This is a genomic window from Leptotrichia sp. oral taxon 215 str. W9775 (assembly GCF_000469505.1).
Lineage (GTDB): Bacteria > Fusobacteriota > Fusobacteriia > Fusobacteriales > Leptotrichiaceae > Leptotrichia_A.
On sequence record NZ_KI272838.1, the window covers coordinates 76859 to 88966 of the forward strand.

The 12108-nt window shown below is 30.9% G+C and carries 16 protein-coding genes; all 16 read right to left on the reverse strand.

From position 1 onward, the window contains the following. Positions 1–205 precede the first annotated feature (205 nt). Complete coding sequence (locus HMPREF1984_RS04040; protein WP_036099733.1) at positions 206–991, reverse strand: ABC transporter ATP-binding protein; 786 nt, start codon at positions 989–991, stop codon at positions 206–208. A 20-nt stretch (positions 992–1011) separates the two neighbouring features. After that, positions 1012–1695, reverse strand: a complete 684-nt coding sequence (locus tag HMPREF1984_RS04045) for a hypothetical protein (protein ID WP_021766629.1) — start codon at positions 1693–1695, stop codon at positions 1012–1014. A gap of 46 nt (positions 1696–1741) precedes the next feature. Further along, the gene (gene leuB, locus HMPREF1984_RS04050) at positions 1742–2800 is read right to left on the reverse strand and encodes a 3-isopropylmalate dehydrogenase (protein WP_021766630.1); all 1059 of its coding nucleotides are present in this window, start codon (positions 2798–2800) and stop codon (positions 1742–1744) included. 44 nt (positions 2801–2844) lie between these two features. Next, on the reverse strand, positions 2845–3624 hold the full coding sequence (locus HMPREF1984_RS04055) for a toxin-antitoxin system YwqK family antitoxin (RefSeq protein WP_021766631.1): 780 nt from the start codon (positions 3622–3624) through the stop codon (positions 2845–2847). A 24-nt stretch (positions 3625–3648) separates the two neighbouring features. Further along, positions 3649–4113: a hypothetical protein gene (locus HMPREF1984_RS04060; protein WP_021766632.1), complete on the reverse strand. Its 465-nt coding sequence runs from the start codon at positions 4111–4113 to the stop codon at positions 3649–3651. A gap of 24 nt (positions 4114–4137) precedes the next feature. Next, positions 4138–4677: a hypothetical protein gene (locus HMPREF1984_RS04065; RefSeq protein WP_021766633.1), complete on the reverse strand. Its 540-nt coding sequence runs from the start codon at positions 4675–4677 to the stop codon at positions 4138–4140. Between the two features lie 18 nt (positions 4678–4695). Further along, entirely contained in the window at positions 4696–5271 is a 576-nt protein-coding gene (gene leuD / locus HMPREF1984_RS04070) for a 3-isopropylmalate dehydratase small subunit (protein WP_036099676.1), read from the reverse strand. Positions 5272–5326: 55 nt separating this feature from the next. Next, the gene (gene leuC / locus HMPREF1984_RS04075) at positions 5327–6745 is read right to left on the reverse strand and encodes a 3-isopropylmalate dehydratase large subunit (protein WP_021766635.1); all 1419 of its coding nucleotides are present in this window, start codon (positions 6743–6745) and stop codon (positions 5327–5329) included. A 39-nt stretch (positions 6746–6784) separates the two neighbouring features. Continuing rightward, a complete protein-coding gene (locus tag HMPREF1984_RS04080; RefSeq protein ID WP_021766636.1) occupies positions 6785–7447 on the reverse strand; it encodes a Fic family protein in 663 nt (220 codons plus the stop codon). Positions 7448–7473: 26 nt separating this feature from the next. Further along, entirely contained in the window at positions 7474–8313 is an 840-nt protein-coding gene (locus HMPREF1984_RS04085; protein ID WP_021766637.1) for a YwqG family protein, read from the reverse strand. A 20-nt stretch (positions 8314–8333) separates the two neighbouring features. Beyond that, positions 8334–8591, reverse strand: coding sequence for a hypothetical protein (locus tag HMPREF1984_RS04090; RefSeq protein WP_021766638.1), 258 nt, complete (start codon positions 8589–8591; stop codon positions 8334–8336). A 54-nt stretch (positions 8592–8645) separates the two neighbouring features. After that, positions 8646–9314: a lysozyme inhibitor LprI family protein gene (locus tag HMPREF1984_RS04095; RefSeq protein WP_021766639.1), complete on the reverse strand. Its 669-nt coding sequence runs from the start codon at positions 9312–9314 to the stop codon at positions 8646–8648. A 99-nt stretch (positions 9315–9413) separates the two neighbouring features. Next, positions 9414–10187: an SDR family oxidoreductase gene (locus tag HMPREF1984_RS04100; RefSeq protein ID WP_021766640.1), complete on the reverse strand. Its 774-nt coding sequence runs from the start codon at positions 10185–10187 to the stop codon at positions 9414–9416. Positions 10188–10208: 21 nt separating this feature from the next. Then, entirely contained in the window at positions 10209–10787 is a 579-nt protein-coding gene (locus tag HMPREF1984_RS04105) for an NADAR family protein (RefSeq protein WP_036099678.1), read from the reverse strand. Positions 10788–10817: 30 nt separating this feature from the next. Further along, positions 10818–11660, reverse strand: coding sequence for a metallophosphoesterase (locus HMPREF1984_RS04110; protein ID WP_021766642.1), 843 nt, complete (start codon positions 11658–11660; stop codon positions 10818–10820). Next, positions 11635–12099, reverse strand: coding sequence for a hypothetical protein (locus HMPREF1984_RS04115; RefSeq protein WP_021766643.1), 465 nt, complete (start codon positions 12097–12099; stop codon positions 11635–11637). Before HMPREF1984_RS04115 ends, HMPREF1984_RS04110 begins: the two co-directional genes overlap by 26 nt. Positions 12100–12108: the final 9 nt, after the last annotated feature.

Below are 12108 nucleotides of genomic sequence, written 5' to 3' on the forward strand. Positions count from 1 at the left end.
TTTACGACTTTTACATCAACTTAAACATTATATATTTTATAATAAAAATTGTCAATAATCTAGTCCATATATGTTTTTACTGTTTAGTATAAACAATATATATCATTATCAATTAGATACTATAGTTACTTTTATTCCCCATTTCCTTTAAAAATTTTTCTAATCAGCATAAAAAATAACCGTGAGTAATGCCAAATTACTGGCTTTATTTCACAATTAGCCATGATCTGTCATTTTCCCAGACAATTTTTACTGACATTTCAAACATTTCTGATAAAATTTTATCTGTTAAAATATCTTTTTTATTGCCCTTTGCAAAAACTTTTCCATCTTTTAAAAGAGTCACATGGGTAATTGAAGGTATTATTTCTTCAATTTGATGTGTCACATAAATAAACGGTACTGCATTTTCATTTTTAGAATTTTTTTCCAAAACTGAAAGCAGATATTCTCTTGATTTTACATCTAATCCTGAACAGGGCTCATCTAAAATCAGTAAATCCGGTTCATTCATAAATGCTCTTGCAAGTAATGTCCGTCTTTGTTCACCTTGTGACAATGTTGAAAAATATTTCTCTTTGATGTATGTTATTCCAAAATCTTCAATTATTTTTTCAGCTTTTTTTCTATCTTCCTCCGTTACTTCCTGATAAATTCCAATCGAACTGAACTTCCCGGAAATTACGACATCTTCTAATTTCTGGGAATTCAATGTACTCAAAAAATTATTTAAAGTAGAGCTCACAAAACCTACTCTGTCACGAATTTTTGTCCATACATAATTTCCAAATTTATGCCCAAAAACCCGTACTTCTCCTGAAGTTGGAAAAGTATAAGCCGGAATCATTCCCAAAAGAGTGGATTTACCGGAGCCGTTCAGCCCCAGTAAAGCCCAATTTTCTCCTTCATTTATATGCCAATCTATCCCCTTTAAAATTTCCCTACCTTCTCTTCTAAATGTAACATTTTCATAATGAAGTATTTCTTTCATAATATATTCCTTTTTTCCCATTATTCATTTATACGAAATTTAAATTTCTTCCCAGGATTTTTCTTAGCTTCTTCCGTAAACTTTTCAATTTTTTCCTGTCTTTCTGATATTTTCTTATTCCCATTTGCTTCAATATCATTTTTTGATTTATTATTCTTTTTTACCCCACTATAATGATATCTCCAATCAGGAATAACTATTTTATCACTTAAATCCTTACTATATACAAGTTTTTCATATATATGTCCTGAAAAATCCTTTCTTTTTTCATTTTCATACTGAGAATAACCGCTACAGATTGCAACCTCCTCCAAATATTTCTTTTTCTTCTTATCATAAACTAGTACTTTTCTATTTTTTATGAGTTCAAATAAAGTTTCTCTAAAATCAATATTCTGAAGTTGTTTTTTATCAATTTTACTTCCAACATTATCTATTTTTGCTATTTTATTACGAATATTGCTGGCATTATTATTATGCTCTTCCATTAAATCATTTTTATTTACATAAAATTTATAATTTTTCATTTCAATTTCTGTCTTATTCTTTTCATCGATTTTTATATTCCTCAAATCAACGATTTCTTCTATTGTTATTCCCACTTCTGTTAAAATTCCATTCTGATACCATATTCTTACCTCTTCTTCCTTTGCGGTAATCTGAAAAGATAAGATTACCAATAAAAATAATAAAACTTTTTTCATTAATTAGCATCCTTTCTGAGTAAAATCATTAAATTTATTTAACTATCTATATTCTTCCTGCTATTTCTGTTCCCATTTCAGCAGTTCCGACTTTTTTCATTCCTTCAGTATAAATATCAGCTGTTCTATATCCTTCTTCCAATGTTTTTTCCACTGCCTTTTCTATTGCATCAGCTTCAGCAGATAAATCAAATGAATATCTTAGCATCATTGCGGCAGAAAGTATTGTTGCAATAGGATTTGCCACATTCTGTCCAGCTATATCAGGGGCAGAACCATGACTTGGCTCATAAAGCCCTTTCTTTCCGTCACCTAAACTTGCAGATGCCAGCATTCCAAGTGATCCTGTAAGCATTGAAGCCTCATCAGATAAAATATCTCCAAACATATTCTCAGTTAAAATTACATCAAACTGGCCAGGATTTGAAATCAGCTGCATTGCCGCATTATCCACATACATGTGTGAAACTTCCACTTCAGGATAATCCTTTGCTATTTCCTCAACAATTTTTCTCCAAAGTTTTGAAGTGTCAAGAACATTGTGCTTATCAACACTTGTCAGCTTTTTATTTCTAAGTTTTGCTATTTCAAATGCTTTTTTAGCAATTCTTTCAATTTCAGGTCTTGTGTATGAAAGTGTGTCATATGCCTTTTCTTCTGAATATTCCCTATGTCCGAAGTAAAGTCCCCCTGTAAGTTCCCTTACTATCATTATGTCAAGTCCTTCACCGATTATTTCCTCTTTTAAAGGACTCGCACTTTTCAATGGTTTAAATAATGTTGCAGGTCTTAAGTTAGTATATACCCCAAGTTCCTTTCTTATTGCAAGAAGTCCTCTTTCCGGTCTCTTCTGTGGGTCAATATTGTCCCATTTAGGCCCTCCAATTGCTCCAAGTAAAATTGCATCACTTTCCCTGCTCACTTGAACTGTTTCATCAGATAAAGGAATACCATACTTATCAATAGACTCTCCACCTAAATACCCCTGAACATACTCAAACTTATGACCAAATTTCTCTCCAATCTTATCCAGAATTTTTACCGCTTCATCAACTATTTCCGGACCAATTCCATCCCCTTTTAATAATGCAATGTTATAATTCATTTTATATACCCCTTTCGATTTTTATATTTATAAAAATATCTACATTAGTTACTTCTCACAGTTTTGTTTCTATATTTTTCAAGCTTTGGCATGAATTTATCTTTTATGCTGTCATATTCCCCTTTGTATTCCAATTTTCCATTTTCATCATAAAATTCAAATTCTCCTATGCTGCTTCCATCTTTTGTGTTACCTTTTAACATTGTTTTTCCATTTTCATAATAGTAAACGATTTCGCCATTATGCTTATTATTTATAAAATTACTCTTCATGTAAATTCTTCCATTAGGATAATATATGATATATTTTCCTTCAAGCTGATTATTTATATAATTTCCTTCGTTCTGAACTCTTCCGGAAACATAATATTCCTTTTCTTTTCCATTTTTTATTCCCTGAACATAGTTACTCGTTCTATTTATTTTTCCACTTTTAAAAAATTCAGTTGTCATTCCATCATAAAGACCATTTCTATAAGTGACTTTTCTTTCAAGTTTACCATCTTCTGTATAAAATTCCCACACTCTATCCTTTTTATCATCTTTATAATTTCCTTTTGCCATAGTATTCCCATTTTTATAATAAAATACAGCGGCACCGTCCCTTTTTCCATTTTTATACTCCACTTCAAGGAAACTTCTTCCTGTTTCTATATACGTACCTGTAAATTTAAATGATTTTTTTCCTTGTCTTGATGCTGAAATTGAAGCTTCCTTTGCTGCTTCATTGAATGAAACATTATCAAGTTCCTGCTCAAAAGATAAATCTGCAAAAAGCGTCTGCATACTTAACAGCATTACTAAAAAAAGTATTTTTTTTAACATTTTTTTACCTCCTATTGAATATTTTTAATTTAATAAATTTCTTCTATCCACTTTTTCCTTCAATCTATCAAAATATCCACTTTCAATCAGATTATTTCTATTCTGTAGCCACCATGCTTTTCCATTAATTTTAATGAAATTTATTATTTCTTTTTTTATTTTTCCATCAGTTTCCACTTTTATTATCAGGCTATAACTTAGAAGTCCTTTTTTCAGTACAATGCTCTTAATATCCTCCACTTTCATGATGAAAGATAATTCCTTAATTCCACCCAATACTTTCATTTTAAAGAATAATATTTCATCTTCCCTAAAAAGAATGTAATAAGGCTGTGCTGATTTAAATAGCAATCCAGAAAGTCCCAATAACCAAAATGAATTTAAATTTCTCTCCTGCCTAGTGGCATAAATATAGTTTCCATTATGAACTATATTGTTTTCCTCAAAATACTCTTCAACTCTTAGCTGTTCTTTTGATTTTTTTTCCATGTCTAATTCTCCTTCTTAAAAAATTTAATCCATATAATATTCATCTATTTCACCATTAAAATTACAGCACGCATAGAACATCTTATCAACAAAAAATAATTTTTCGTGCATAGCAATTGTAAAGAAAGAATCTTCTTCTCCATCACAATAATCAATTATTATTCCCATATCTTGATTATCAAGCAACTTTTTAAACGCTTCTTTTGTAAGCAAGTTATTTTTCATGATTTTTTCTGTATCTTCTTTTCCAATAATTTTAAGTAATTCTTTTTCCACTTTATCAGTACTCTTTGTTTCATAATAAATTTCAGAATACTCAGGTTTTACCCATTTTTCTTCATTAAACCAGTCAACAAATTCGTCAGCAAATAATTTTTTACATTTTTTATCCCAATAATCTTTATTTCCCAAAATTTTTTCAACCATTTCTTCAACTTTTGATTCATCAACTTCCTCTCCATCAATTTCATCTTCGCCATTATAATACAATTTCATTTCTATCTCATGATTTATCCACATCACTTTACGAGTATACTCTCCATCTATGATTTCCCAATTTTTCATTTTTACTCCTCTTTTAGACTATTTATGATTCTCCTCATATTTCCTAATCTCATCTTCATGTTCCAATGTCAGTCCGATTGAATCCAGTCCTTTCAGCAATCTCTGTTTCCAGCTTTCTTCCAGCTCAAACAAATAGTCCTTTCCATTTGCTGTCAATTTATTATTTTCAAGATCAACTGTCACTTTTACATCTCCAGGAAGTTTAGCCAGTTCAAGTCTGTCTGCTTCAGGTAAAGTTATTGGCAAATGCCCGTTATTCAGCCAGTTCATATAGAAAATTCCCGAGTATCCTCCAGCAACAATTACATGAAAGCCATAATCCTGTAATGCCCACGCCGCATGCTCTCTGCTCGAACCGCATCCAAAATTATCTCCTGTAATTAAAATTGTCCCTGTCTTATATTCAGGCTTATTTAAATTAAAATCCATATTCTCAGTTCTATCTTCGTTGTATCTCCATTCATCAAACACATATTGTCCAAAACCTGTTTTTTCAATACTTTTCAAATATTGCTTTGGAATCAGCTGATCTGTGTCGATATTATCATTCATTATAGGAACGATTGTTCCTTCATATTTTGTAAATGGTTTCATGTTTTTCTCCTTCATTTTTATTCATTTTACTTACCTCTTTACTCTTTATTTAAAGTTATTTCACTTCTTCCAATTCCCTTACATCCACAAATTTCCCATAAATTGCGGCAGCCGCTGCCATTGCCGGACTTACTAAGTGAGTTCTTGCTCCTTTTCCTTGACGTCCTTCAAAGTTTCTATTGGAAGTTGATGCACAATGTTCTCCAGCCGGTATCAAATCAGGGTTCATTCCAAGGCAAGTTGAGCATCCGGCCTCCCTCCATTCAAAGCCTGCATCTTTGAATATTTGTGCTATTCCATTTTCTTCAGCCATTTTTTTAACTATTTGTGATCCTGGAACTACAACTGCTGTAATATTTGATGCAACTTTTTTTCCTTTTACAATTTTTGCGGCAATTTCCAGGTCGCTCAGTCTTCCATTTGTACACGAACCAATAAACACATGTTTTAAAGGTATCTCAAATGGAGTCTGTCCCGGCTTTAATCCCATATATTCATATGCCTTTTCATCATTGTGATCTTTAATTTCAGGGAAAGTTTCTGTAACGCTGATTCCCATTTCAGGATTTGTCCCCCATGTAACTTGTGGTTCAAGGTTTGAAACATCCACTTTAATATGCTTATCAAAGGCTTCCACAGAATCTGTGTATAATTCCTTCCATTCAGCCACCTTTTTCTCAAATTCTTCACCTTTAGGTGCAAATCTTCTTCCTCTTACATATTCAAAAGTAGTTTCATCAGGAGCAATAATTCCTGATTTCCCTCCACCTTCAATTGCCATGTTACAAATTGTCATTCTTTCTTCCATCGAAAGGCCTCTTATCGTGTCTCCGAAAAACTCAAAGGCATAACCGTTTCCAAGCCCAATTCCATAAGTTTTAATTATATGTAAAATTATATCCTTTGCATAAACTCCCTTTTGCAGTTTTCCTGTTATTTCAATTCCCATTGTCTTAGGTTTTTTCTGCCAGATTGTCTGTGTTGCCAGTACATGTTCAACTTCACTTGTTCCTATTCCAAATGCAATTGCTCCAAATGCCCCATGAGTTGCAGTATGACTATCTCCACAAACTACTGTTTTTCCTGGCTGTGTAAGTCCCTGTTCAGGCCCTACCATATGAACTATTCCATTGCTTTCATTAAACATATCAACCAGTTCTATTCCAAATTCCTTACAGTTTGCCGCAAGTGCATCCAGCTGTGCCTTTGAAATTTTATCTTTAATATCCAGTCTTTGTGACATTATAGTTGGAGTATTATGATCCATTGTCCCAAATGTTAAGTCAGGTCTTCTAACCTTTCTCCCGGCTAATCTCAGTCCTGAAAACGCCTGTGGTGAAGTAACCTCATGAATTAAGTGTAAATCTATGTAAAGTAGCTGAGCTTCCCCTGGTTCCCCTGTTATTACATGTTTTTCCCAAACCTTATCAAATAAAGTTTTTGGTTTTTTTATTCCATTTTTTATTTCTGACATTTCTCTCCTCCAATTCTTTCTACAAGTTTTCTATATTTTTTAAAATTGTTTCAGTCTATTTTCCTCAAATTCCTGTAATTCTTTTATCCTTTCAAAAATAATATCTACATTTTGTTCCCTCAGATAAGTCATATACAAAGCCCTGTCACTTTTTTCAATCACAAATGGACTTACTTTCTCCTGAAAACACAAATATAGCATAATTAATCTTCCTGTCCGACCATTTCCATCACTAAAAGGATGTATTCTTTCAAACTCTACATGAGAATTTAGTATTTCCAACAACTTTTCATCAGTATTTTTCCGATAATTTAAATTTTCAATCCAATTTTTGGTAAGAATCGGTACCTGACTTGGCGTAGAAGTTTCAAAATTTGCACCAATTATTGCATTACTGCTATTTTTTAAATTTCCCGCATTATCGTTTAATCTGTCTAAAATTTCCGTATTTATATTTTTAATCATATAAATATCTAATTTTTTCTCATTTTCAAGTTCACTTATAATATAATCAATTGCTTTCTTATGATTTAAAACTTCAAAAACTTCACGTACACTTTTACTTCCCGGTATTGTATTATCTAAAATAATTGTAGCTGTTTCATTTAGTGTTAATGTATTTCCTTCAATGGCATTCGAATGATGCGTCATTCTCACTAATAAATCTAAAAAATACTCATAATTTATAGTTTCTATATCCATTTTCCCAACTTTCTATTCTCATAAAATTAATAGCAGTCCCAATTGTAGAAAACATCTGAAAAGTCCCTATTTTTTAATTTTTCACGATTAATAAAGAAATTCATCACTCCACAATCTCCAATCATTATTTCTTTTCCACTATTAATTTGAAATAATAAAGTATCGTATTCATTCATTTCCTCACCCTTTCTTGGTTCAGATTGTGTGAAAAATGGAAATCCATTACATTTTGTGCCAATATTTTCTTCATAAAATTCATATCCATAAATTTCTTCCACTTCTTCAGACAATTTATCTTTTTCATCAAATTTAAAATTTTCTTCTTCCCATACTTTTTCAAATAAAATATCTAAAAAATCATAGTCTAAATTCTCTTTTTGCTTTCCCAAAGAAAATTCCATTTTACAAGGATGATGTGCTATCAAAAAATCCCATGCCGGGTCATATTTGTAAGGATTATACATTTTCTTAAACTCATCTTCCAAATAGTAATCTTCAATTTTCTCATAATAAATTACATCAAAACCATTCCGATTTGTACTGTTGTCAAAATCTAATCCCATCAAGTCATCTCCCAAAACCCAAAATTGCAAAATTCCTTCTTTTGGAAAATTTTCTAGACCTTTTAAGTCAGCACAATTTATCTGTGCAAGAAACATAAACTGTTTCCCTTCTGAATTTGTTGGAATTTTACTCCCTTTTGGAATATATGGAATTCCTTCAATTTTACTGTCTGTTATTTTTATTTCCTTTGAAGTATTGACTGAAGCATTTGCAACTATCATTTCTTTTGCTGTTTCATAATACTTTTTTTTTATTTTTTCAAAAATCTCTTTTGCCAACTTCTTTAATTCTTTATCTTCCATATCACACCTCTTCCAAATCTTTACTTAACTTTCCTCAATTTCAGTACCTCAATTTCAGGCTGTGCGAAAAATCTTATAAACATTTCAAAGGCTCCACCGCCAACACCTGAAGTCGTATAAATCTTCTTTCTGTCAAATTTCTCCGGAATATCTTTTGAAGCAATTTCTATCGCTTTTACCTTTATCTGTTTATATTCATAGTGTGCATATATCAGGCATATTGTAAAAAATACTGCTAAAGTTATAAAAACTGATAATATGATTTTTCTATTTATCATTTTTTACCTCTTAATTTACATTTTCAAAAATATACAACTATTTATTTTCTAATTCTATTTCTTATGAATTTCGTCATACATTTTTGCAAGCTGTATTGCTCTTTCCTTTGTTCTTTCCATTCTTGTTCCCGCTTCAATTGGAACAACCACTGTTCCGCAAGTCATTCTTTTTCCTTTTTCATCAAGACCACATTCTTCGTCAAGCATTTTTTCTATTTCTTTTTCTATATTTTTTATCCATTCCCTCTCACTGTTTTGAAGTTTTGCTTTCTGTTCACCTGAAAGTTCTGACATCAGAAGCTTATAAACTTTATTTAGTTCATCATCCCATGCTTTACGGGCTTTTTCTGCCTGTTCTGCCATTTCTGCCGTACTTCCTTCAAAATCAGTGTCCTTTACAGAAGACATTCTTTTCATCAGTTCCTCTTCATAATTTGTTTGCTGAGTCACAGCATTGGCAACTGTTTCTTCAACTTTTTGAATATCCTTCTGCAGATTTTGCTGTGTTTCTGCCTGTTTCTGCTCATTTTCTTCTATCTTTTTTATTTTTTCCTTTGCTTCCTGTAGCTTTAATTCTGCCTGAAGACGTAGCATTTTTGAATATGAACTATATATTAAAAAAACTCCAATAAGAATTATTACTGCAAAAACTGAAGTAATAATAGATTTCTTATTTTCTTCCCTTTTTCTGTTTTCTTTGCTTTTTTTATTTTCTCCGTTCATTTTACTTTCCTTCTCTCTTTATATTTTACATTTTTCAATTTAATTATATCCTTTTCAACTTAAAATCTAAAGTAAATTTTTACACTCTCATCAGAGCTATCATTTAATCACCTTTTTTAAAATTAATCCTGCCAGTTTTAACTGCAATGAAACTGGTAATAAATTTATTAAAAACATAGACAGTTTATTTCTAAATCCAATTATGGAAAATCTCTTTTTCTTTTCAATCATTTTTATAATTTCTTTAGCAGCACATTCTGAAGTCATCATAAATTTTTGTGAATTTCCAAATTTTTCCTGTGTATCCTTATCAAAAAAGTTACTTGCTGTTGGACCTGGACAAACTGACAGAACCCTCACATTTTTATTTTTATGCGACAATTCTTCATCCAGTGCCAGAGAATAATGCAGCAGGGCAGATTTTACTGAACTATATATTGCCATATACGGATGCTGATATAAGGCGGCAGTTGAACAGACATTTAATATTGTTCCTTTTCCCGCCTGTAAAAATTTTTCTGAAAATTTTTTAGTCAAAATTAACGGAGAAATGAAATTCACATTTATTGTATTCAAATCTTCTTCATCACTTAGTTTCAGAAAATCAGTAATTTTACCTATACCTGCACAGTTAATCACTAAATCCACATCACAGTTTTCAGTAATTTTTTCCAATTGTTCAATATCATTTAAATCATATTTTATGCATGTACATTCGAGTAAAGAATTTTTTTCTTCCAGTTCTTTTTTCAGTAAATTCAGTTTGTCTTCAGACCTTGCCAGCAGATACATTTTCCTGCTTCTGCCTGCCAGATTTCTTGCTAATTCTTTTCCAATTCCTGAACTCGCACCTGTTATTAAAATTTTTTCCATTACTTCTACATCCTTACTTTTTTACTTGGATAATTCATCTCTTACTTCCATTAATGCAAATCCTAAAAGATTTTCACCTTTCCACCTTGTAGGATTTTCCACAAATTCATCATCTGCAGACATACCAATTCCCCAGATTTTATCATAAGGACTTGCTTCCACTATTATATCATTTTTAGTTGAAAGCAGAAAGTCTTTCATCTTTTCATCCTGAGAAAATTTCAGTAGATTTCCGGCAAATACAATCGAATATTTTACTTCATTCCATTTTTTCTCATTAAAGTTTTTAACTTTTCTTCCTAAAGCTTTTATTTTTTTAGGATCTGCCGTTTCCATTATTTCTTCTAAAATTTCATTATCTTCAAATAATTCAGCTTTTTTTGCCATCATATACTGTTCCATACAGCAATATTTTCTGCCATTTTCAATGAAAACTGATTTCCACCATTGGCTGAAACATGTTTTTATTATGCTCCCATCTTTTGATGGCTGATGTCCCCAGAAAAAAAGAAATTTCTGCTTTTTCCCTTTTAAATAATTTTTCTTCAATTCCTTTATATTGTATTTTGCATTTCTTATTTCTAAATTTTTTATTCCCATTTTTTCCACCTTTTTTATTTCCTGGAAGTTTTAAATTCTTTTTAACTCAAAAATTACAATCTCAGGCTGTGCAAAAAACCTGATAAACATCTCCAGGGCAGCTCCTCCAATCCCTGAAGTAATGTATAGTTTATGACCACCATAATTTTTCATTCCATATCCATATTTCTCTTTATTTTTTACCGCTGATACAATAATTTTTCCAAAAAAAGTAATCTGACCGGCATGGCTATGTCCTGCCAGAATCATATCAGTTTTTTCTTTCTCAGCCTCTGTCATATCTTCAAAATATTCAGGATTATGAGTTAAAAACAATACAAAATCCTCTTTTTCTATACCTTCAAGTGCCTTTTCCGCATCAGGATTTCCATGCCATAAGTCTGTCACTCCTGCAATATATATACTTTCATTGTTAATTGTTATTTTTCTATTTTCATTTACTAAAAGATTAAAGCCAAGCTTTTTCATATTTTCAGCTGTTTCTTCTTCTCCTGGATATTCATGATTCCCGTAAATCGCATATACTCCAAGTTCAGGAATCTTTATATCTTTAGCATCTTCATAAAACTTAGGAATATTTTTCTCCCAAGTTGCATAATCTCCCCCCAGCAGTACCATATCCTTCTTTTGTGCATTAATCAGCTCAATCGCCTTTTTCTGCTGTTTTCTATTATATCTTGACATTGTATCATATTGAAAATCTGCAACAAATAATATTCTCTTCCCATTAAATTCTTCCGGTATATCTTTTGACTGTATTTCAATTGTCCTTATTTTTATATGTCTGTATTCATAATGCGAATACACCAGAAATAATGCAATTAATCCTAAAAAAACATATATCATTTTAAGAATCCAACTTTTCCCTTTCATTTTTTCTCCTTCTAAATAAATTGAATAATAATCCCAAATAAAAATATAAATTTATCATTCCTATATAAACTCCAAAGCCGAAGAATATAAGATATAAAAGAAATCCTCCTGCTCCTGCATCTTCTGATTCAGGACTCAACGTAAAAAATCTAAATATACAAAAAAATATTATTACTTTTATCACCACTATAACTAATGGTGGGATTAACAAACTTTTTTTACTGACTTTTATCTTTGAAATTAAATAAGCGAAGGTCAAACAAATTATAATAAAAATAACCTCCACTAGCAAAAATAATTTTCCTAAAATCCATTCATTTTTTATATTCAAACTTATTAAAAAATCATAAATGCTATTATTAAACCTTATAATCACCAAAACAATATCAAAAAATGTTAAAAACAACAAGTAGAATAACCAAAAAAATCCTTTTTTCATTTTTATTCT